Source organism: Verrucosispora sp. SN26_14.1, from assembly GCF_004307965.1.
Taxonomy (GTDB): Bacteria; Actinomycetota; Actinomycetes; order Mycobacteriales; family Micromonosporaceae; genus Micromonospora.
Genome location: NZ_SISL01000023.1, coordinates 1 through 19107 on the forward strand (window position 1 = coordinate 1; position 19107 = coordinate 19107).

At 71.7% G+C, this 19107-nt stretch carries 22 protein-coding genes; 15 read left to right on the forward strand and 7 right to left on the reverse strand.

Features of this window, described 5'->3' with window-relative positions:
• The first annotated feature begins 3 nt into the window (after positions 1 to 3).
• Together EYA84_RS04465 and EYA84_RS04470 are read left to right on the forward strand one after the other, a co-directional pair.
• Positions 4 to 957, forward strand: coding sequence for an N-acetylmuramic acid 6-phosphate etherase (locus EYA84_RS04465; protein WP_131051753.1), 954 nt, complete (start codon positions 4 to 6; stop codon positions 955 to 957).
• Positions 958 to 1376: 419 nt separating this feature from the next.
• On the forward strand, positions 1377 to 2366 hold the full coding sequence (locus EYA84_RS04470) for an RNA polymerase sigma factor RpoD/SigA (protein WP_176095990.1): 990 nt from the start codon (positions 1377 to 1379) through the stop codon (positions 2364 to 2366).
• Between the two features lie 84 nt (positions 2367 to 2450).
• Here the strand turns inward: EYA84_RS04470 and EYA84_RS04475 are convergent, their stop codons facing one another.
• On the reverse strand, positions 2451 to 3422 hold the full coding sequence (locus EYA84_RS04475; protein ID WP_131051726.1) for a C40 family peptidase: 972 nt from the start codon (positions 3420 to 3422) through the stop codon (positions 2451 to 2453).
• Between the two features lie 453 nt (positions 3423 to 3875).
• On the opposite strand from EYA84_RS04475, the gene EYA84_RS04480 reads away from it, so the two are divergent.
• Positions 3876 to 4406, forward strand: coding sequence for a DUF6232 family protein (locus tag EYA84_RS04480; protein WP_201272287.1), 531 nt, complete (start codon positions 3876 to 3878; stop codon positions 4404 to 4406).
• 24 nt (positions 4407 to 4430) lie between these two features.
• On the opposite strand, the gene EYA84_RS04485 is transcribed toward EYA84_RS04480, so the two are convergent.
• Complete coding sequence (locus EYA84_RS04485) at positions 4431 to 4769, reverse strand: DUF3817 domain-containing protein (RefSeq protein ID WP_131051727.1); 339 nt, start codon at positions 4767 to 4769, stop codon at positions 4431 to 4433.
• Positions 4770 to 4794: 25 nt separating this feature from the next.
• Entirely contained in the window at positions 4795 to 5268 is a 474-nt protein-coding gene (locus tag EYA84_RS04490; RefSeq protein WP_131051728.1) for a hypothetical protein, read from the reverse strand.
• Between the two features lie 125 nt (positions 5269 to 5393).
• Between EYA84_RS04490 and EYA84_RS04495 the strand changes: the two genes are divergently transcribed.
• The 3 genes from EYA84_RS04495 to EYA84_RS04505 all read left to right on the forward strand — a co-directional run bounded on the left by EYA84_RS04495 (position 5394) and on the right by EYA84_RS04505 (position 6669).
• On the forward strand, positions 5394 to 5717 hold the full coding sequence (locus EYA84_RS04495; RefSeq protein WP_131051729.1) for a DUF6158 family protein: 324 nt from the start codon (positions 5394 to 5396) through the stop codon (positions 5715 to 5717).
• Positions 5717 to 6040 (forward strand): SRPBCC family protein, encoded by a 324-nt coding sequence (locus tag EYA84_RS04500; RefSeq protein WP_131051730.1) that lies wholly within the window; start codon positions 5717 to 5719, stop codon positions 6038 to 6040. The genes EYA84_RS04495 and EYA84_RS04500 overlap by 1 nt, the downstream gene beginning before the upstream one ends.
• Before the next feature lie 98 nt (positions 6041 to 6138).
• Positions 6139 to 6669, forward strand: a complete 531-nt coding sequence (locus tag EYA84_RS04505) for a DUF1360 domain-containing protein (protein ID WP_131051731.1) — start codon at positions 6139 to 6141, stop codon at positions 6667 to 6669.
• 86 nt (positions 6670 to 6755) lie between these two features.
• Here EYA84_RS04505 and EYA84_RS04510 read toward each other — a convergent pair whose 3' ends face one another.
• From EYA84_RS04510 to EYA84_RS04520, 3 genes are all read right to left on the reverse strand, one after another.
• A complete protein-coding gene (locus tag EYA84_RS04510) occupies positions 6756 to 6953 on the reverse strand; it encodes a hypothetical protein (RefSeq protein ID WP_131051755.1) in 198 nt (65 codons plus the stop codon).
• A 47-nt stretch (positions 6954 to 7000) separates the two neighbouring features.
• The gene (locus tag EYA84_RS04515; RefSeq protein ID WP_387261674.1) at positions 7001 to 7264 is read right to left on the reverse strand and encodes a hypothetical protein; all 264 of its coding nucleotides are present in this window, start codon (positions 7262 to 7264) and stop codon (positions 7001 to 7003) included.
• Between the two features lie 232 nt (positions 7265 to 7496).
• Entirely contained in the window at positions 7497 to 8603 is a 1107-nt protein-coding gene (locus EYA84_RS04520) for a 3-deoxy-7-phosphoheptulonate synthase (RefSeq protein ID WP_131051732.1), read from the reverse strand.
• A 299-nt stretch (positions 8604 to 8902) separates the two neighbouring features.
• Between EYA84_RS04520 and EYA84_RS04525 the strand changes: the two genes are divergently transcribed.
• The 9 genes from EYA84_RS04525 to EYA84_RS04565 all read left to right on the forward strand — a co-directional run bounded on the left by EYA84_RS04525 (position 8903) and on the right by EYA84_RS04565 (position 18288).
• On the forward strand, positions 8903 to 10057 hold the full coding sequence (locus EYA84_RS04525) for an alkaline phosphatase PhoX (protein ID WP_131051733.1): 1155 nt from the start codon (positions 8903 to 8905) through the stop codon (positions 10055 to 10057).
• Positions 10058 to 10151: 94 nt separating this feature from the next.
• Positions 10152 to 10367, forward strand: a complete 216-nt coding sequence (locus tag EYA84_RS04530) for a hypothetical protein (RefSeq protein ID WP_131051734.1) — start codon at positions 10152 to 10154, stop codon at positions 10365 to 10367.
• Positions 10368 to 10449: 82 nt separating this feature from the next.
• Positions 10450 to 11742, forward strand: a complete 1293-nt coding sequence (locus EYA84_RS04535) for a pitrilysin family protein (protein ID WP_131051735.1) — start codon at positions 10450 to 10452, stop codon at positions 11740 to 11742.
• A 174-nt stretch (positions 11743 to 11916) separates the two neighbouring features.
• A complete protein-coding gene (locus tag EYA84_RS04540; RefSeq protein WP_131051736.1) occupies positions 11917 to 13263 on the forward strand; it encodes a pitrilysin family protein in 1347 nt (448 codons plus the stop codon).
• A gap of 73 nt (positions 13264 to 13336) precedes the next feature.
• On the forward strand, positions 13337 to 14359 hold the full coding sequence (locus tag EYA84_RS04545) for an aspartate-semialdehyde dehydrogenase (protein ID WP_131051737.1): 1023 nt from the start codon (positions 13337 to 13339) through the stop codon (positions 14357 to 14359).
• 60 nt (positions 14360 to 14419) lie between these two features.
• Positions 14420 to 14836 carry a CBS domain-containing protein gene (locus EYA84_RS04550; protein WP_131051738.1) on the forward strand — a complete coding sequence of 139 codons (417 nt, stop codon included), beginning with the start codon at positions 14420 to 14422 and terminating at the stop codon, positions 14834 to 14836.
• Positions 14837 to 15036: 200 nt separating this feature from the next.
• On the forward strand, positions 15037 to 15405 hold the full coding sequence (locus EYA84_RS04555) for an SCP2 sterol-binding domain-containing protein (protein WP_131051739.1): 369 nt from the start codon (positions 15037 to 15039) through the stop codon (positions 15403 to 15405).
• Positions 15405 to 17465, forward strand: coding sequence for a glycogen debranching N-terminal domain-containing protein (locus EYA84_RS04560; protein WP_131051740.1), 2061 nt, complete (start codon positions 15405 to 15407; stop codon positions 17463 to 17465). The genes EYA84_RS04555 and EYA84_RS04560 overlap by 1 nt, the downstream gene beginning before the upstream one ends.
• 76 nt (positions 17466 to 17541) lie before the next feature.
• Positions 17542 to 18288 carry a 1-acyl-sn-glycerol-3-phosphate acyltransferase gene (locus EYA84_RS04565; protein ID WP_131051741.1) on the forward strand — a complete coding sequence of 249 codons (747 nt, stop codon included), beginning with the start codon at positions 17542 to 17544 and terminating at the stop codon, positions 18286 to 18288.
• A 77-nt stretch (positions 18289 to 18365) separates the two neighbouring features.
• Here the strand turns inward: EYA84_RS04565 and EYA84_RS04570 are convergent, their stop codons facing one another.
• The gene (locus EYA84_RS04570) at positions 18366 to 19067 is read right to left on the reverse strand and encodes a hypothetical protein (RefSeq protein ID WP_131051742.1); all 702 of its coding nucleotides are present in this window, start codon (positions 19065 to 19067) and stop codon (positions 18366 to 18368) included.
• Positions 19068 to 19107 lie beyond the last annotated feature (40 nt).

The window sequence follows — 19107 nt, forward strand, 5'->3', positions numbered from 1 at the left end:
GGCATGACCGCCGGTGCGGTGGAGCCCGACGCGGTGGCCCCGGTCGCCGTCCGCCCGACGATCCGGGTCGGTGCGCCGACCGAGCGGCGCAACCCCCTCAGCGTCGATCTGGACCTGATGTCCACCCGGGACGTGCTGGCCGTGATCAACGAAGCCGACCGGCGAGTACCGGCCGCGGTGGCCGCCGCCCTCGACCGGATCGCCGAGAGCGTCGACCTCGCCGTCACGGCGCTGCGCGGTGGATGCCGGGTGCACTACTTCGGGGCCGGCACCTCGGGGCGGCTGGGCGTGCTGGACGCCGCCGAGCTGGCCCCCACCTTCAACTCACCCCGCCACTGGTTCTGCGCCCACGTGGCCGGCGGACCGGACGCCGTGTGGCGGGCGGTGGAGGACGCCGAGGACGACGACAACCGAGGCGTGGCCGAGGCGGCCGACTGCGTACGTAGCGGTGACGTGGTGGTCGGTCTCACCGCCAGCGGTCGCACCCCGTACGTCCTCGGGGCGCTCGCCGCGTCCCGGACCGAGGGTGCCTCGACGGTGCTGCTCTGCGCGAACCCGGACGCTCCGGCCGCCCGGTCGGTGGACGTCTTCATCGGCCTGGACACCGGGCCGGAGGTGGTCGCCGGGTCGACCCGGATGAAGGCGGGCACGGCCCAGAAGATCGTGCTGAACAGCTTCTCCACCGCGGTCATGGTGCGGCTGGGCCGGGTCTACTCGAACCTGATGATCGACATGGTGGCGACCAACGCGAAGCTCCGGGGGCGAATGCTCTCGATCCTGGTCGAGGCGACCGGCTGTGCCGAGGAGCGGGCCCGGCAGGCCCTCGACGAGGCGGACGGCGATCTGAAGACCGCCCTGGTCAGCCTCGTCTCGGGGGTGGGGGCGCCGACCGCGCGGGCGGCTCTGGCGCGTTCCGCCGACCAGGTACGCGGTGCGCTCGCGCTCCTCGCGTCCTGAATCCGACACGCCCACGGGCGCCCGACGGGCCGGGCATAGAAGCGGGGCACGGATTGTTCATCTGGGCGTGGGGTATTACCACCGGCGTGGATGAACCGACTGGTCCGCGTACGCGTATCAGCCAGTGACCAGGATCGCAGCACGGCGGTGACCCGGGTCGCTGTGTCGGTCGGCCGGGCAGTGTTGCCATGGACCGGGACGGACGGCGATCCGTCGATCCGTCGACCTCACGAGGTGCCTGCCGACCCCAGTCAGGCAGGGTGCTGACAGCAAACGTGGACCGCGCTCTCAGCGGATTATCAGGCATTCGTGACACTTTCGACCCACGACAAGGAATCCCTGACACGTCTCATCTGTTGTGTAGATGCCGGCTCCGGTGGGCACAGCGGAAGGCGCGGGGAGGGCCGATGGGCGTGGGGATGGCAAGGAACCGGGCAACCGGCGCGAGCGAGGGGACCGTGGGCAACGTGGACAAGAACATCGGAATGCGCACCGACGAGGTCGCCGAGGAGCGCGACCTGGTCGGAGTCTACCTGCACGAGATCTCCCGGACGCCACTGCTGGACGCCGCCAAGGAGGTCGATCTCTCCAAGGCGATCGAGGCCGGCCTCTATGCCGAGCACCTGCTCGGTGAGGACCGGATTCCCGACGGTGCCACCCGGGACGACCTGGCCCGGCTGGTCGCCGAGGGCGAGCGGGCAAAGGACCTGTTCATCCGGGCCAACCTCCGGCTCGTCGTGTCGATCGCCCGCCGTTACGTCCGCTCCGGGATGCCCATGCTGGACCTGATCCAGGAGGGCAACACCGGTCTGGTCCGGGCGGTCGAGAAGTTCGACTACGAGCGCGGCTACAAGTTCTCCACCTACGCGACCTGGTGGATCCGCCAGGCGATCAGCCGGGCCATCGCCCAGCAGGAGCGCACCGTGCGGCTGCCGGTGCACCTGGTGGAGGACGTCAACCGGATGCGCAACGTGGCTCGCCAGCTCACCCGCGAGTTGGGCGGCGACCCGGAGCCGGAGCAGATCGCCGCGGCGCTCGGCGTGACCGTCGAGCGGGTCAACGAGCTGGTCCGTTGGTCGCAGGACACCGTGTCGCTGGACACGCCGGTCGGCGACGACGGCGACACCAACCTGGGTGACCTGGTTGCCGACAGCGACGCGCCGTCGCCGGAGGAGATCGTGCTCACCGGGCTGGAGCGGCAGCGGATCGAGGGGTTGCTCAACCACCTCGACGACCGTTCGGCCGGGATCATGCGGGCCCGCTACGGGCTGGAGGACGGTCGGGAGCACTCGCTCACCGAGGTGGCCTCGCGGTTCTCGCTCTCCCGGGAGCGGATCCGGCAGTTGGAGATCCAGGCGCTCGGGCGCCTGCGCGAGCTGGCTCGCGCGGAGGGCCTACAGGCCGCCTGAGCTGGTATCAATGACGGCGAACGGCCGGCGTCCGATAGGGGGACGCCGGCCGTTCACCGTCTGCGGGCGCGCCGAACCGTCGACTCAGCGCACCCGTCCGTAGCCGTACGGGGGCATCAGGTCGACGGCACGTTTCTCCACGTTGCGGCCGAACGTGGGGGCGTGGATCACCTGACCGTCGCCCACGTAGATCGCCACGTGCCCGAGGCTGCGATAGAAGACCAGGTCGCCGGGGCGTAGCTCGCCACGGCTGATTTGTGCCACCTTGCCCCACTGCATCCGGGTGTTGTGTGGCAGGGACTTGCCCGCGGCCCGCCAGGCGGCCGAGGTCAACCCGGAGCAGTCGTAGCCGTTCGGCCCGTCCTGCCCCCAGGCGTACGGCTTGCCGAGCGCGCCGTAGGCGAACCGGACGGCCACACCGGCCTGCCCGGAGACCGAGGGCGCGTTGTCGGCGCCGCCGGAGTTGCTGGTCGGGCGTTCGGTCGCCCGGCCGTACGCCTGCCGGCGCATCTCGTAGAGCTTGGCCAGGTCCCGCTCGATCCGCCGTTTCGCGGCGGCCAACTCCCGGGACTGTGCGGCCTGTCGGCTGAGCGTGACGTCCAGCCGGGTCTTCTCGTCGAGCAGCCGCTGCTGGTCGGCGGTGTAGCTGGCCACGGTCGCCTGGCGTTGCCGGGTCAGGTGGTCCAGCGTGCCGAGCCGGTCGAGCATGGACGTCGAGTCGTCGGTGCGCAGCAGGGCCTCGGCGGCGCCGAGGTTGCCGGTCTTGTACGCGGTCACGGCCATCTGGCCGACGTCCGCCCGGCTCTGTTCGGCCTGCTGCTCCAGCGGACCGATCCGCTCCTGCAACCGGTCGACAGCGGTCCGGTTGTCCTTGATCTTTTCGCGCAGCTCGTTGTGTGACTCCACCACGTCCTGGAGTTCGGCGGAGGACTTGTCGATCCGCCGGGTCAACTCGGCGGTCGACGGCTCGGCTCGGGCCACCGTGGCGGGCGCGACAAGCGCCAGCGAGCAGGCGGCCACGGCCAGAGCGCGCAGCGTGTTCGTCAGGGACGACAAGAGCTCGATGCTCCTCTCCCAGGGCCGGCGCGGGCCTGCTGACGCTCCGCGACGGCACCGACCCGGTGCCGTCCGGGTGGACGGCGGTCGACCGGGCCGACCTGCCCAAGGTAGTACGGGAACAGAGTTACCGGCAGGGATTGTCGGGACATGTGAGGAGCGTGTGGCGAATCTGATTCACCCTAAGGGGGTATGTAGGGTTATCTGGGCAGATGCCGTACTGGTCGCTCTCGGCATATGACGTCGGATGCCTCGGCGCTATAACCGATAAGACGGACTTGGGCGGCTCTTTCCGGCATTGGCGGGCCGAGGAAGCGGCGTGACCACCGGAAACAGGCCGGTAAGGCTGGCGCGTCCGGCAGACAATGGGCGCACAGCCGGGATTCCCGTCAGCCCGGCACCGAGGATCGGTGGACCGGTCCGGCGGTGCCCGGTGGTGGGGGAGGAGGTGCCGTGAATCCGGATGGTGCGAGGACACGACCACCACGCTCCGCGCCCGGGGGTGCCCGTCGGAGCCAACGGCTGCTCTACGCCCGACCCGGGATCGTCGTCACCGCCGACCGGTTCACCGTCGGGCGCAGCAGCTGGCGGGTCGCCGAGCTGACCCATCTGCACACCACCCGGGGGGATCACGACCCGGTGGCGGCCCGGGCCGTACTGGTCTCCGCCGTGGTGATCGGTGGCATCGGCCTGGTGCTCGGCTTCACCGGGGGACTGCACCGGCTCACCGCCGAGGCGTACCTGCTGCTGGGGGCGGTCTTCCTGGTGCCGGTGCTGCTCGCGGCGGCCGGGGACCGCTGGCGCCCGCCGCCGTACGAGCTGTGGGGACGTCGCGGCGATCTTGAGGAACTGCTGTTCAGCAGCGACGACGAGCAGCAGTTCGGCCAGGTGAGCCGGGCGTTGCGCCGGGCCCGGGAGATGCACAGCTACGGCGGGTGGGAGGACCCGATGGCGACCGCCGACCCGTGGCGACCGGGCCGGTGAGAGCCCGCCGCGCGGGGCGGGTGGTCAGCCGGCCACCGGCTCCGGCGTCTGCTGCTCCCGCTCCCGCTGCTCGGCCAGGTACAACGCGCTCACCCGGCGCTCGGCCCAGAAGGAGACGAACGGCACGGTGCCGGCCAGCATCACCAGGACCATCCGCTTGAGCGGCCAGTTGACCCGCCGGGACAGGTCGAACGCGGCGACCAGATAGAGCATGTAGAGGAAGCCGTGCGCCTGGCCGACGGTCTCCACCAGGATCGGGTTGTCGAAGCCGTACTTGAGCGGCATGCCGATCACGACGAGCAGGATCAGCACCACGCCGACGATCCAGGCGATCACGCGGTAGCGGGTGAGGGCAGCGCGCACGTCCGTCAGTCCTTCCGGCCCGGGCTCAGCCGGGGTAGTCACCGGGCTTGGCGCCCGGATTGGCGTTCAACCATGACAGGTAGCGGTTGTAGGCGGCCAGGTCCGCGTCGTCGGAGACCTCCTCGACGGCGGTGGCGCGGGCCACCCGTACCGGGCGGCGGAATCCGGATCGCGGCCGGTCCGCCTCCGGCGTACCGGCGATCACTCCGGCCTGGTCGCCGCCGGCCGAGGTGTCGGGCGCCGTCGAGGTGTCGGGCGCTCCCGTGCTGTCGCCGGACTCGGCGGTCGGCTGCTCCCGCAGCGTGTGGCGCACCTCGCGCCACCACACGAAGACCACGAAACCCGCGAAGATCGGCCACTCCACGGCGTAACCCCAACTGATGGCGTTGCCGGCGGCGGCCCGGCTGACCTGCCACCAGCCGAGGCTGAGGAAGGTGGTGACCAGCACGACCAGGGCCACGTGGCGGGCGATCCACGCCGGGGTCCAGAGCCGCTTCATGGCAACGAGGGTACCGGGAGCGGCTCCGCTCTCCGACGCGGTGTCGTAGTGGCCGCGCTGGTTTGGCCGCACCCGGCGTGGGCAACCGTACAGATGCCAGCCCAGCACGGACGAGGGGGCGCGAGATGACCGGATCAGGACGATCGGACGGGTTTCCCGGCGGTGGCACCGAGGTGAGCCCCGAGCAGCGGATCCCCGAGTGGGGCGAGGACCGGACGACAGCCGGCCCGCTCGACGGGGACCTGCCCGGCGTCGACCCGGCCGAGCTGAGCGAGGACGACCTGATCCGTGAGGTGCAGAGCCTGCACCGCACCCGCCTGGACACCTTGCGCCACGCCACCGACTCGGCGTTGGCCAACCACCTGCGGCGCACCGCCGAACTCGAGACCGAGTACCTCGCCCGGCACCCCGGGCGGGAGGTCGACCCGAGCCGGCTGCGGGACGCGTGATGGCGTACGCCGAACGCGGTGTGTCCGCGCCCCCCGAGGTCGTCTTCAATACCGCGACCGATCCCGACCGGGTCGCCGCCTGGCTGCCCGAACCCCTGCGCACCGGCGACTCGTCCGACCAGGGCGACGGCGACCGGATGCGGGCCCGGTGGGCCGGCCACGGCACCGACTGGTGGGCGGAGCTGCGGGTGGAGCCGGTCGACGCCGGTGGTGCCCGGGTCCGCCTGGACATCTCCGGCGGCGGTGCCGAGACCGACCGGCTCGCCGACGAGGCCCTCACCAAGCTGGCCCGCGAGGTGGACGACAACCTCCAGGCCGGCTGACCCGCCGAAACACCGACCAGAGCCGCCCGGAGTCCGGGCGGCGATCTGGGCCCTCCCGGCCGGGACGGCTCACCCCCGCGTGAGACGAAGGAGGCCGGGTGAGCGAGCTGAAGCAGAAGGTGGCGCGGTTGCGTCAGGCGTACGCCCCGCACGAGCACCGCCCGCTGGGCGGTTACCTGGCGGCGATGGGCACCTACGCCGCGGTGACCGGTGCCATCGCCGGACTGGTCAAGGCGACCGGCCGCCCGGTGCCGGAGCGACCCGCCACGTCCGACGTCGTGCTCCTGGCCATCGCCACCCACAAGCTCAGCCGGCTGCTGTCCAAGGACGCGGTGACCAGTCCGTTGCGGGCGCCGTTCACGCAGTACGACCGGCCGATCGGCAGCGGCGAGGTGATGGAGCAGGTACGCGACTCCGGCAGCTCCACCCGGCACGCCATCGGTGAGCTGCTGAGTTGCCCGTTCTGCCTGGCGGTCTGGGTGGCCACCGGGTTCACCGGTGCGCTGGTGCTCACGCCGAGGCTGACCCGACTGGTGGCCACCGCCCTGACCGCGGTGACCGCGTCGGACTTCCTCCAGATGGCGTACGCGATGGCGCAGCGAGGTGCCGAGGGCGACCACAAGGAGTGACGTGGGCCCGGTGTCCTCCGGTGGCGTGTGCCGCCGGGACACCGGGCCTCTCCGTGCGCGTGCGTCAGCGCCGCACGCCGGTCGTGTCAGCGCTGCATGCCGGACCAGCCGCGCGGCGACTCCGGTTCGCGTTCGCCCTCGTCGTCGCCGGTGATGATGTCCCGGTCCACGGCCGTGCGGTCGTGCTCGTTGGCGAAGTCCGGCTCGGGGAGGGTGTCGGTGCCCTCCGGGGGTTGGCCGAGCGCGGGCATCCGGTCGTCCTGGTCTTCCTCGGGCTGCGACATCGTGTTCCTCTTCTCGTCGCCGGCACCGGCCGGGTCGGCGCCGGACGTCACCCCGCCGTACCACCCAGCAGGTCGGTCACCTCGTCGACCGCGTACTCGCCCTGGGGCAGCGCGTTGAGCCGGGAGAGCAACTGCGCCGGCAACTCCGCGGCGACCGCCCGCCGGTAGATGTCCACCTGACTGATCCGCTCCTGACCGTGGTAGAGGTCGTCGAGCAGATCGACGAGCGGCCGGGTGTCCACCTCCTCCGTCTCCACCTCGTCGGGTACGGCGGCAGCCGTACCGGGCAGGTCGGTGACGGCCGGGTCGATGCCCGCGGTGTCGACCACGGGCACGTCGGCCAGGATGGCGTCGGGCAGCCGCGCCTCGGTCGTCGGTGCCGTGGGCACCACGGGTGCCCCGGTCACGGGTACGTCATCGGTCACGTCCGCCACCTACCCCCACCCCACCCGGCCAAACTCCCCCTGTATCCGTGGCGATCATGAGGTCGGCGGCGTTCTCGCTGGTCGCGCCGCACGCCGACCTCCGATCGACGGGAGCAGGTCAGGCGGGGGTGGGCAGGGTCTGCGAGTGGTGGGCGCGGCGGGTGCGGACGGCGGTGGCCAGTGCGTCGAGCACCTCGTCGGTGCTGTCCCAGCCGATGCAGGCGTCGGTCACGGACTGCCCGTAGGTCAGCTCGCGGGTCGGGTCCAGGTCCTGCCGGCCGGGCTCCAGGAAGCTCTCCAGCATGATCCCGACGATGCCCTGCTGGCCGGCGGCGATCTGCGCGGCCACGTCGGCGGCCACGGTGGGCTGGTTGCGGTGGTCCTTGCCGCTGTTGGCGTGGCTGGCGTCCACCACCAGCCGCTCCGGCAGGCCGGCGGCCCGCAGCAGCTCCAGCGCACCGGCGACCGACTCGGCGTCGTAGTTGGGCCGACCGCCACCGCCGCGCAGCACCAGGTGGCCGTCCGCGTTACCCCGGGTGTGCATGATCGCCGGGGTGCCGGAGACGTCGATGCCGGGGAAGACGTGCGGTACGCCGGCCGCCCGGATCGCGTCCACCGCGGTGGAGATGCTGCCGTCGGGGCGGTTCTTCATGCCGATCGGCATGGAGAGGCCGGAGGCGAGCTGGCGGTGCACCTGGCTCTCCACCGTGCGCGCCCCGATCGCACCCCACGCCACCGTGTCGGCGATGTACTGCGGGGTGATCGGGTCGAGGAACTCGCAGCCCACCGGCAGCCCCAGGCGCAGCACGTCGAGCAGCAGCGCCCGGGCCAGCCGCAGGCCGGTGTTCACGTCACCGGAACCGTCCAGCCCCGGGTCGTTGATCAGGCCCTTCCAGCCCACCGTGGAACGCGGCTTCTCGAAGTAGACCCGCATCACCACCAACAGGTCGTCCGAGACCCGGTCGGCCGCCTCGCGCAGCCGGTGCGCGTAGTCCAGGGCGGCGGCGGGGTCGTGCACCGAACACGGCCCGACCACCACCAGCAGGCGGTCGTCGGCACGGTCGAGGACCTGCCCGACGGCGCGTCGCCCGGACAGCACGGCCGAGGTGAGGCCGGCGTCCAGGGGCAACTCGTGCAGCAGCAGAGCCGGGGTGGTCAGCGGCACGACGCGGTCGATCCGCTGGTCGATGACCCGGTGGTTCTCCGGGGTCGTCACGGTGGGCATCCTTTCGCCGACCGCACCCGGGGCCGGTGCCCGGGTCGAGCCGGCTGCTCGTACGCGAAAGGGCAGGAACGAAAGCTCCTGCCCGGCCGGCTCGAATTCGGTGACGTCAGATCATGGTGAGGTCACCGGCCGAGCCGGCTGCCTAAACCATCGATACGACCGCGTCACGGCGGTAAGAGTACCTGACGGTGCGCGGATGCTCACCTTCTCGTCGCCGAAGCCTCGTCTCAGGTTCACCCTGATCGATGAAACGCTCGGTAGTTTCGGCGCGACCGACAGGCGTCTCCCGAGGGGTTCCGATGGATCGTCGTACCGTTCTGCGTACCGCCGTCGCCGGTGGCGCCGCCGCCTTCTCCGGCGGTCTCTGGGCCGGCGCTGCCGTCGCCGCCCCTGCTCAACCCGGTGCCGGCCCGTACGGTCCGCTGCGCACCGCCGACGCCAACGGCATCATGCTGCCGACCGGATTCACCAGCCGGGTGATCGCCCGGTCCCGCCAGGCGGTGCCCGGCACGTCATACGTCTGGCACGACGCACCGGACGGCGGCGCCTGTTTCGCCGCCGGCACCGGCTGGATCTACGTCTCGAACTCTGAGATCACACCGGGCGGCGGGGCCTCGGCGGTCCGGTTCCACGCCGACGGAAGCGTCGCGTCGGCGTACCGGCTCCTCTCCGGCACCAACCAGAACTGCGCCGGGGGCGCCACCGGGTGGGGCACCTGGCTCTCCTGCGAGGAGGTGAGTCGCGGGTACGTCTACGAGACGTACCCGCAGGGCGGCACCACGGCGGTGCGGCGGGCGGCGATGGGCCGCTTCACGCACGAGGCCGCCGCCTGCGACCCGGACCGGCGGGTGATCTATCTGACCGAGGACGAGACCGACGGCTGCTTCTACCGTTTCCGGCCGACGAACTGGGGCGACCTCTCCACCGGCACGCTGGAGGTGCTGGTCGCCGGCAGCGGCACCAGTGGCCCGGTCACCTGGGCGCGGGTGCCCGACCCGGCGGCGTCGAGCACGCTCACCCGCCGTCAGGTCTCCGGCGCCAAGGGCTTCAACGGTGGAGAGGGCTGCTGGTACGCCGACGGCACCTGCTGGTTCACCACGAAGGGCGACAACCGGGTCTGGGCGTACGACGCGGTCCGGCAGCGGATCGACCTGGCGTACGACGACTCGCTGGTCTCCGGCACCGCACCGCTGACCGGGGTGGACAACATCACCGGTGCCCGCTCGGGTGATCTCTACGTCGCCGAGGACGGCGGCACCATGGAGATCTGCGTGATCACCCCGGACGAGGTGGTTGCGCCGTTCCTGCGGATCACCGGCCAGTCGTCCTCGGAGATCTGCGGGCCGGCCTTCTCGCCCGACGGCACCCGGTTCTACTTCTCCTCGCAGCGCGGCACCAGCGGGTCCTCCTCGGGCGGTATCACCTACGAGGTCCGTGGGCCGTTCCGCGCCTGAGATGTAAGGAGGGGACCCGGGTACGACACGAGGCGTTAGTAAGGGGCCCTTCCTTACACGCGTGTGAGCAACGGGGTGGGGGTAAGGAACCGGCATGACGAACGCGCAGAGCGACCAGGAGCGGATCGAGTCGCGGGCCCACCTGCTGCCGGAGGAGGCGGCGGTCGGCAGCGACGACCCCCAGGCCCAGGCCGACGCGATCCTGACCGAGTCGGACCTCCGCGAGGCCGACCGCAACGCCGCACCGGACACCGTCCTGGAACGGCGTACCTCGGAGCAGACGGTGACCCCGATCGAGCCGCCGGACTGACCGTGTCGGGACGCGGACGCCCGCGACACGGGCGCCGCGTCCCACCCCCGCCCGGGCCGGGAGATCGGATAGCGTCGGGGCCATGCCCGACAGCGGTTATCCCTGGCCCATCTCGACGACCCGACTGGACAACGGCCTGCGCGTGGTGGTCAGCGAGGACCGCACCGCCCCGGCGGTCGCGGTCAACCTCTGGTACGACGTCGGCTCGCGGCACGAGCCGGCCGGACAGACCGGTTTCGCACACCTCTTCGAGCACCTGATGTTCGAGGGCTCGGTGAACGTCGCCAAGACCGAACACATGAAGTTGGTGCAGGGCGCGGGGGGTTCGCTCAACGCCACCACCAACCCGGACCGCACGAACTACTTCGAGACGGTCCCGGCCGAGCACCTCGAACTGGCGTTGTGGCTGGAGGCCGACCGGATGGGCGGCCTGGTGCCGGCGCTGACCCAGGAGACGCTGGACAACCAGCGGGACGTGGTCAAGAACGAGCGCCGTCAGCGCTACGAGAACGTGCCGTACGGCGACGCCTGGCTGCGCCTGCTGCCGCTGCTCTATCCGCCGGGCCATCCGTATCATCACGCCACCATCGGCTCGATGGCCGACCTGAACGCCGCCGACCTGGCCACCTTCCAGGCGTTCCACCGGACGTACTACGCACCGAACAACGCGGTGCTCACCGTGGTCGGTGACACGACCGTCGACGAGGTCACCGCGCTGGCCGAGAAGTACTTCGGCGCCATCCCGCCCCGGCCGGAGATCCCCTCCGCCCCGGACGGCCTGGTCGTCGCCGGTAGCGGCGAGCCGGTGGGGGAGACGGTGGTCGCGGACGTTCCGGCACCCCGGGTGTATGTCGCGCACCGCACGCACCCCTTCGGCACCCCCGGGTACGACGTGGTGACGGTGCTCGCCACCGTGCTCGGCAGCGGTCGGGGCAGTCGCCTCTACCAGCGCCTCGCCGACGGTGAGCGGATCGCCCAGCCGGATCTGGTCGGGGCGTACGGGGTGGACCTGGCGCACGCGCCGGCACCGCTGATCGCCACCGCCACCGCCCGTCCCGGCGTGGACGCCGAGCGACTGGCCGCCGGGCTGGCCGAGGTGATCGACGAGTTGACCACCGTGCCGGTCACCGCCGCCGAGCTGGACCGCGCCAAGGCGTTGCTGACCACCGCCTGGTGGCGGCAGATGTCCACGGTGGACGGTCGGGCCGACGCGTTGGGCCGGTACACCACCCAGTTCGGTGACCCCCGGGTGCTCGCCGATCGGCTGCCGGGCTGGCTCGCGGTGACCGCCGAGCAGATCGCCGAGGTCGCCGCCGACGTGCTCGCCCCCGCCGACCGGGCGACTCTGACCTACGTTCCGGAGGACAACCGGTGAGCGCGAGGAGTGAGCGGCGCGGACCGGTTGGTGGCCGTGGCCTGGTGTGCGCGAGCCCCGCAGTCGCGAACGAAAGGAAAGCCCGGTGAGCGCGAGGAGTGAGCGGCGCGGACCGGTTGGTGGCCGTGGCCTGGTGTGCGCGAGCCCCGCAGTCGCGAACGAAAGGAAAGCCCAGTGACGTTGATTGCCGATCGTCCGGGACCGGGTGCGGCCCGTCCGTACCGGTTCCCGCAGGTGGTGCGTCGGAGCGTGGCGGGCGGGCAGGTCGTCGCCGCGCACCTGCCCGGGCAGAACCTGGCCGTCGCGTTGCTGCTGCTCGACGCGGGCGCGGGCCGGGAGCCGGTGGGCAAGGAGGGGCTGGGCGGGGTCCTGGCCAAGGCCCTGGAGGAGGGCACCAGCCAGCGGGACGCCACCGCGTACGCGTTGGCCATCGAGGCGCTCGGCACCGAGTTGGTGACCGGGCTGGACTGGGACACCTTCCAGGCCAGTGTGCAGGTGCCGGTGGACCGACTGGGCGCCGCCGTGGAGTTGCTCGCCGAGGCGGTGCGGACGCCGAGGCTGGACCCGGACGACGTACGCCGGGTCCGGGACGACGAGGCGACCGCGTTGCGGATGGACTGGGCGAACCCGGGTCCACGGGCCGACGCGGCGTTGCGCGCCGACCTGTTCGGTGGCGACACCCGGTGGGGCCGCCCGATGTACGGCGACCCGGAATCGGTGGCCGGGCTGGACGTCGAGGACGTCACGGTCTTCCACTCGGAGTGGTTCATCCGCCCGGGGACTCTGGTCGTCGCCGGTGACCTGGACCGGCTCGACCTGGACGCGCTGGCCGCGACGGCGTTCGCCGGCACCGGTGGTGGACCGGTGGACCGGGGCACGCCGATCGAGGTGCCGCTGCGCTCCGGCCGCCGGGTGATCCTGGTCGACCGGCCCGGTTCGGTGCAGTCCACGCTGCGGCTCGGGCATCCGGCGCCGCACCGGGCCCACCCGGACCACGTGCCGATCGCGCTGGCCGGCACGGTGCTCGGTGGTGCCTTCACGTCCCGGCTGAACCACCTGATCCGTGAGGTACGCGGCTACACGTACGGCATCCGGGGTGACTTCGCCTCGTCGCGCCGGTTCGGCCGGTTCGGGGTCAGTTCCGGCGTGCAGACCGCCGTCACCGCGCCGGCTCTGGTGGACGCGGTCGGGGAGATCGCGCGTACCCAGGCCGGTGGGGTGACCGAGGAGGAGCTGGCGGTGGCCCGGTCCTGGCGGGCCGGGCAGCTCTCGGTCGAGTTGCAGAGTCCCCGTGCGATCGCCGGTGCGCTCACCACGCTCGTGGTGCACGACCTGCCGGACGACTACCACGCCCGGCTGCGTGAGTCGTTGCTCGCCGCCGACGTGGCGGAGGTCTCGGCGGCGGCCGCCGCCCACCTGTTCCCGGAGTCGCTGACCCTCGTCGTCGAGGGCGACGCGGCGGTGATCAGGGACGAACTCGTGGCGGCGGATCTGGGCGAGGTGATCGACGCCACGCGCTGATCAGGCGATCGGACGGTCCGGGCGGTGGGAAAGCGTTCCCACCGCCACCGGCCCGCTGGGTAGCCTCGCGGGCATGAGGATCGGCATTGTGGGGGCCACCGGCCAGGTCGGTGGCGTCATGCGGCAGGTGTTGGCGGATCGGGAGTTCCCGGCGGAGCAGGTGCGGTTGTTCGCCTCGGCGCGGTCGGCGGGGCGGACGCTGCCGTGGCGCGGCGAGGAGGTCACGGTCGAGGACGCGACCACCGCCGACTACTCGGGGCTGGACATCGTCCTCTTCTCGGCGGGCAAGAGCACCGCCAAGGAGCTGGCGCCCCGGGTCGCCGCCGCCGGGGCCGTGGTCATCGACAACTCGTCGGCGTTCCGGATGGACCCGGAGGTGCCGCTGGTGGTGGCCGAGGTCAACCCGCACGCCGCCACCGTCCGCCCCAAGGGCATCATCGCCAACCCGAACTGCACCACGATGGCCGCGATGCCGGTGCTGCGTCCGCTGCACGCCGAGGCGGAGCTGGTCGGCCTGGTCGTCTCGACGTACCAGGCGGTGTCCGGTGCCGGGCTGTCCGGCGTGGCCGAGCTGGACGAGCAGGTCCGCAAGGTGGTGGAGACCGCGTCCGGTCTGACCTTCGACGGTGCGGCGGTGGAGTTCCCGGCCCCGCGCTCGTTCGCCCGGCCGATCGCGTTCAACGTGCTGCCGCTGGCCGGCTCGATCGTCGACGACGGCTCCGCCGAGACCGACGAGGAGCAGAAGCTGCGCAACGAGAGCCGCAAGATCCTGGAGATCCCCGAGCTGAAGGTCTCCGGCACCTGCGTCCGGGTGCCGGTGTTCACCGGGCACTCGCTCCAGATCAACGCGCGGTTCGCCCGGCCGATCAGCCCGCAGCGGGCCCACGAGCTGCTCGCCGACGCGCCGGGCGTGGCGCTCTCCGACGTGCCGACCCCGTTGCAGGCGGCCGGGCAGGATCCGACGTTCGTGGGCCGGATCCGCGCCGACGAGACGGTCCCGCACGGGTTGGCCCTGTTCTGCGCGAACGACAACCTGCGCAAGGGTGCCGCGCTCAATGCCGTGCAGCTCGCCGAGCTGGTCGCCGCCGAGCACTGAGCGTTACTGCCTGCGGTCGTGGGGTAGACACCGGGTTGCCCACACCGAGAGGGAGGCGCCATGACAACGGTCGGAGACTTCATGACGACCCGGGTGGTGACCATGGACGGCAGCGCCACGCTCGCCGCCGCCGCGCAGGAGATGCGGGATTCCGCCATCGGCGACGTGGTGGTGTGCGACGGCGACAACGTGGTCGGCATCATCACGGACCGGGACATCACGGTCCGGGGCGTCGCGGAGGACATGGACCCGAACACCGCTCAGCTCGACCAGATCACCTCGAAGGACGTGATCACGGTCAGTCAGTACGACGACGCCGTGGCCGCCGCCGACCTGATGCGGACGTATGCCGTACGTCGGCTGCCGGTGGTCGAGGACGGCCGGCTGATCGGTCTGGTCTCCATGGGTGACCTGGCCGTGGAGCGGGAGCCCCAGTCGGTGCTGGCCGACATCAGCGCCGACGATCCCAACAACTGACGCCTCCCCGCCCGTGCGACGCCGGTCCCCGCCTCGGGGGCCGGCGTCGACGCTTCCCGCCGCAGGCGTGCCGGCAGCGCCGCGCCGCCCGCCGGTCGCCGTGAGGATCCCGCTCAGCTCACCCGATCCGGGCGAGGTTGACCCCGTCGCGCATGGGGACCCGCCTTCCGGAGAGCACAGCGACCGGGAGGAGTGCGGTGATGTCGGACGCGACCACACGGTTCTTCGAGGACCTCGACCACCGGGGGTACGAGCCCCTGCTGGCGAAGTCGTCGGGCGCCCTGCGCTTCGATCTGCACGAGGGGCCCCGGACCAGCCACTGGCTGCTGCGCATCGACCGGGGGAACCTGACGGTCTCCCGGGAGGACCTGGCGGCCGACACCGTGGTCGGGACCAGCCCGGAGCTGTTCGAGGACCTGGTGACCGGTCGGGAGAACGGGCTGGCGGCGCTGCTGCGTGGGGACGTCACAGTCTCCGGCGACGCGCGCCTGGTGGTCCAGGTGGACCGGCTCTTTCCCGGGCCGCCGCAGGCCGAGGGGCCGCGTCGGTACCGCAAGGGGGTCCGCTGATGGCTCCCAGTCACACCGTACGGATCCTCGACGGCAGCACCTTCGTGGTCTGCGAGGCCACCGGCGACATCGAGGCGACACCGACCGAGCCGACCGGGTTGTTCTCCTTCGACACCCGCTACCTGTCGAAGTGGGTGCTCACCGTCAACGGTGAGCGGCTGAACGCGCTCTCCTACGACGATCTCCAGTACTTCGAGTCGCGCTTCTTCCTGGTGCCCGGCCTGGCCACGCACTACGTGGACGCGAAACTGTCGATCATCCGCGAGCGGGCCGTCGGGGGCAGCTTCCGGGAGAACATCACCATCCTCAACCACGACGAGAAGGCCGTCGACCTCCAGGTGCGGATGGACGCGGCGTGCGACTTCGCCGACCTGTTCGAGGTCAAGGACGAGATCCTGAACAAGAAGGGCGAGACGTACGCCGAGGTGGACTCGGACAAGCTGCGCATCGGCTACCGGCGCGGCAACTTCCGGCGGGAGACCGTCATCTCCTCCTCCGAGCCGACCCGGTACGACCGCAACGGCTTCTCGTACACGATCCACCTGGAACCGAACGAGCAGTGGCACACCACCATCGACGTGCAGACGCTGGCGCTCGGCCCGGACCACCGGGACCTGCGGATCGGGTTGCGGGTGCACGGCACCGAGCGGCTCGCCCTCCAGCACGACCTGGAGGAGTGGATCGCCAAGGCGCCGAAGGTGAACAGCGAGCACGACCAGGTCGCGGCGACGTACCGGCGGTGCATCGTGGACCTGGCCGCGCTGCGGTTCGCGCCGCTCTCGCTCGGCGGACAGACGCTGCCGGCGGCCGGCCTGCCCTGGTTCATGACCATGTTCGGCCGGGACAGCATCCTGACCTGCCTGCAGACCCTGCCGTTCACGCCCGAGCTGAGCGCCACCACGCTGCGGATCCTCGGCGCACTCCAGGGCACCCGGTGCGACGACTTCCGGGAGGAGGACCCGGGTCGGATCCTGCACGAGATGCGCTACGGCGAGAGTGCCGCGTTCGAGGAGCAGCCGCACTCGCCGTACTACGGCTCGGTGGACGCCACCCCGCTGTTCGTGGTGCTGCTCGACGAGTACGAGCGGTGGAGCGGAGACGCGGCGCTGGTCAAGGAGTTGGAGCAGGAGTGCCGTCGGGCGTTCCGGTGGATGGACGATTACGCGGACCTCGTCGGCACCGGCTACATCTGGTACGAACGCCGCAACACCGACACCGGCCTGGAGAACCAGTGCTGGAAGGACTCCTGGGACTCCATCTCGTACGCCGACGGCAGCCTGCCGCCGTTTCCCCGGGCCACGTGTGAGGTGCAGGGGTACGCGTACGACGCGAAGATGCGCGGCGCCCGGCTGGCCCGCGAGTTCTGGGACGACCCGGGGTTCGCCGACCAGTTGGAGCGGGAGGCGGCGGCGCTCAAGGAGCGGTTCAACCGGGACTGGTGGGTCTCCGACGGCGGCTACTACGCGTTGGCGCTGGACCCGGAGGGACGACAGTGCGACGTGCTCACCTCGAACATCGGTCACCTGCTGTGGAGCGGGATCGTCGACGAGGACCGGGCCGCGCAGATCGCGCACCACCTGGTCGGGCCGCGACTCTTCTCCGGCTGGGGGGTACGCACGCTGGCCGAGGGCGAGGTGCGGTACAACCCGATCGGCTACCACAACGGCACGGTCTGGCCGTTCGACACCTCGTTCTGTGCCTGGGGCCTGCGCCGGTACGGCTTCGCCGAGGAGGCGGCCGTCATCGCCAACGGCATCCTGGACGCCGCCCGCTACTTCGACGGGCGGCTGCCCGAGGCGTTCGGCGGCTACCAGCGTGAGCAGACGAAGTTCCCGGTGGAGTACCCGACGGCGTGCAGCCCGCAGGCCTGGTCGACGGGGGCCCCACTGTTGCTGCTGCGCACCATGCTGGGCCTGGAGCCGCACGAGGGTCACCTGGCGGTCGAGCCACGGTTGCCGGTGGGCATGGGTCGGATCGAGGTGTTGGACATCCCGGGCCGATGGGGCCGGGTGGACGCCTTCGCCCGTGGTCGGCTCGAACTGCACAAACTCGCCGACTGAGGGCGCGGTCATGGTGGCTGAGCAGCCCGGACGGGCGTCCTACCAGCGCGTAACCTACTAGGGGTAAAGTTACCGGATGCCGGAACTCGTGTATCCGCCCGTGATCGCCGCCTGTAAGACGATGTTCCGCGTACTCGACCTGAAGCTGGCCGTGGAGGGGGCGCACCACGTGCCCCGCACCGGTGGTGTGGTGCTGGCCAGCAACCACGTCAGCTACCTGGACTTCATCTTCTGCGGGTTGGGGGCGCTGGATTCCCGGCGACTGGTCCGGTTCATGGCGAAGGACGCGGTGTTCCGGCATCGGGTGTCCGGCCCGCTGATGCGCGGGATGCGGCACATCCCGGTGGACCGGCAGGCGGGTGCCGAGTCGTACGCCGCCGCCGTGCGCGCGTTGCGGGCCGGCGAGGCGGTCGGAGTGTTCCCGGAGGCCACCGTCAGCCGGTCCCTGACCCTGCGGACTCTCAAGAGCGGGACCGCCCGGATGGCCCGCGACGCCGACGTGCCGGTGCTGCCGGTGGCGCTCTGGGGTGGCCAGCGCCTCTGGACCAAGGGCCGACCGCGCACGCTGAGCCGGCGGCACACCCCGATCACCATCCTGGTCGGCGAGCCGATGCTGCCCGGCGCGTACCCGGACACCGCCGCGATGACCGCCGACCTGGCCGCCCGGCTCGGCGCGATGGTGGACCGGGTCCAACGGGAGTACCCGGACCAGCCCGCCGGGCCGGAGGACCGCTGGTGGCTGCCGGCCCACCTCGGCGGCACCGCGCCGACCCCGGAGCAGGCCGACGCCATCGACGCCGGACGGGGTGCCCGGAACCCCTGACCCGCCCGGCGCACGACAGACCGTGCCGATCGGACCGGCGCGGATCAGGGCTGTGCGGGTTCAGGTCGGCGGGCGGATCACCGTAGCCCGGAGGCCGCGTCGTACGGCATCGGATCGGAGTGCCGGGGCCGGTAGTAGTCGTCCCGGGAGTGGAACTCGACGGGCAGAGAGCCGGGCAGCACCACCCGCGCCGGACCGGCCAGCGGCGTACTGCGGGCGACCCGGGCCAGCGCGTCCCGCTCCGGCGGCGACAGGTCCACCAGCTCCGGCCGGGTGAGCCGAAAAACGGCCACCGCGCGGCGGATCTGCCGGGCCAGCTCACTCACCTCGCCACGCTGCCCGGTCAGGCCGAGCGCCGGCTGTCGGATGGTCCGCAACGCGTCGCAGACCACCAGCAACCGCATCTCGTCGTCGCCGGTGCCCGGCAGCCACTCCAGCCGGGACGGCCACTGCCAGCGGATCTGCCCGCTGACCAGGCCCGGGGTCCGGCCGCCCGGGCCGGAACGGGAACCGACCAGGGCGAGGTGCGAACGTGTCCCGACGTAGACCATGCGGAAATCGGTCACGGTGAGGGTGACCGGGGCGGGCAGCGTCCACGACCGGGAGGCGTCCGTGGGTCCGAGCAGGTAGCCCGCCACGTTCAGTCGGTGGCGGCCGAGCACCTGCTCGCCAGCCTCCGGCACCAGCTCGTGCCGGCGGTCCAGGACCGGGCCGGCGTCGTCGTGCACCGCGTCGAAGCGATGCGGGGCGATGAAGAACGGGGACGCATCATCGTGCATCGGGACGGAACCTCCGGTGCTGGCGGGGGCATCTGATCAC

Coding starts and splice junctions, on each gene's coding strand:
- EYA84_RS04560 (WP_131051740.1), top strand. CDS start 15,405: ATGGCTCCCAGTCACACCGTACGGATCCTCGACGGCAGCACCTTCGTG.
- EYA84_RS04545 (WP_131051737.1), top strand. CDS start 13,337: ATGAGGATCGGCATTGTGGGGGCCACCGGCCAGGTCGGTGGCGTCATG.
- EYA84_RS04550 (WP_131051738.1), top strand. CDS start 14,420: ATGACAACGGTCGGAGACTTCATGACGACCCGGGTGGTGACCATGGAC.
- EYA84_RS04490 (WP_131051728.1), bottom strand. CDS start 5,268: ATGAAGCGGCTCTGGACCCCGGCGTGGATCGCCCGCCACGTGGCCCTG.
- EYA84_RS04500 (WP_131051730.1), top strand. CDS start 5,717: ATGGCGTACGCCGAACGCGGTGTGTCCGCGCCCCCCGAGGTCGTCTTC.
- EYA84_RS04465 (WP_131051753.1), top strand. CDS start 4: ATGACCGCCGGTGCGGTGGAGCCCGACGCGGTGGCCCCGGTCGCCGTC.
- EYA84_RS04570 (WP_131051742.1), bottom strand. CDS start 19,067: ATGCACGATGATGCGTCCCCGTTCTTCATCGCCCCGCATCGCTTCGAC.
- EYA84_RS04520 (WP_131051732.1), bottom strand. CDS start 8,603: ATGCCCACCGTGACGACCCCGGAGAACCACCGGGTCATCGACCAGCGG.
- EYA84_RS04510 (WP_131051755.1), bottom strand. CDS start 6,953: ATGTCGCAGCCCGAGGAAGACCAGGACGACCGGATGCCCGCGCTCGGC.
- EYA84_RS04530 (WP_131051734.1), top strand. CDS start 10,152: ATGACGAACGCGCAGAGCGACCAGGAGCGGATCGAGTCGCGGGCCCAC.
- EYA84_RS04470 (WP_176095990.1), top strand. CDS start 1,377: ATGGCAAGGAACCGGGCAACCGGCGCGAGCGAGGGGACCGTGGGCAAC.
- EYA84_RS04495 (WP_131051729.1), top strand. CDS start 5,394: ATGACCGGATCAGGACGATCGGACGGGTTTCCCGGCGGTGGCACCGAG.
- EYA84_RS04535 (WP_131051735.1), top strand. CDS start 10,450: ATGCCCGACAGCGGTTATCCCTGGCCCATCTCGACGACCCGACTGGAC.
- EYA84_RS04525 (WP_131051733.1), top strand. CDS start 8,903: ATGGATCGTCGTACCGTTCTGCGTACCGCCGTCGCCGGTGGCGCCGCC.
- EYA84_RS04555 (WP_131051739.1), top strand. CDS start 15,037: ATGTCGGACGCGACCACACGGTTCTTCGAGGACCTCGACCACCGGGGG.
- EYA84_RS04565 (WP_131051741.1), top strand. CDS start 17,542: ATGCCGGAACTCGTGTATCCGCCCGTGATCGCCGCCTGTAAGACGATG.